The following is a 668-nucleotide window of genomic DNA, read 5'->3' as shown; positions in this document are numbered from 1 at the left end:
GGGGGCGGCTATGCGCAGGTTGTTCCGATGGAAGAGATGAACCTGCACTTCACCGGCGATTTCCACGCGATCACCTCGGCCCATTCGCTGCTGTCGGCGATGATCGACAACCACATCTACTGGGGCAATGAATGCGAGATCGACACCCGCCGGGTCGCATGGCGTCGTGTGGTCGACATGAACGACCGCGCCCTGCGCCAGATCACTGCCAGCCTGGGCGGCGTGTCGAACGGGTTCCCGCGCGAAACAGGTTTTGACATCACAGTGGCGTCCGAGGTCATGGCGATCCTGTGCCTGTCAAACGACCTGAAGGACCTGGAAAAGCGTCTGGGTGATATCATCGTGGCTTATCGCCGCGACAAGACGCCGGTCTATTGCCGCGACATCAAGGCCGAAGGGGCGATGACCGTTCTGCTGAAAGACGCAATGCAGCCGAACCTGGTGCAGACGCTGGAAAACAACCCGGCCTTTGTCCACGGTGGCCCGTTTGCCAACATCGCGCATGGCTGCAACTCGGTCATTGCCACAAAGACCGCGCTGAAAGTGGCTGACTATGTGGTGACAGAGGCGGGCTTTGGCGCCGATCTGGGTGCCGAGAAGTTCATGAACATCAAGTGCCGCAAGGCGGGCATTGCGCCCTCTGCCGTGGTTCTGGTTGCCACCGTGCG

1 protein-coding gene is annotated in these 668 nt (G+C 60.6%); it reads left to right on the top strand.

The window, feature by feature from the left end; translation table 11 throughout:
* Nucleotides 1-668: formate--tetrahydrofolate ligase (locus ACR0JI_RS21960; RefSeq protein ID WP_480496695.1), on the top strand; the 668-nt coding region annotated here is incomplete at both ends.

The organism is Ruegeria sp. N10 (genome assembly GCF_056531545.1).
This window is presented reverse-complemented; position numbering and strand designations above follow the sequence as displayed.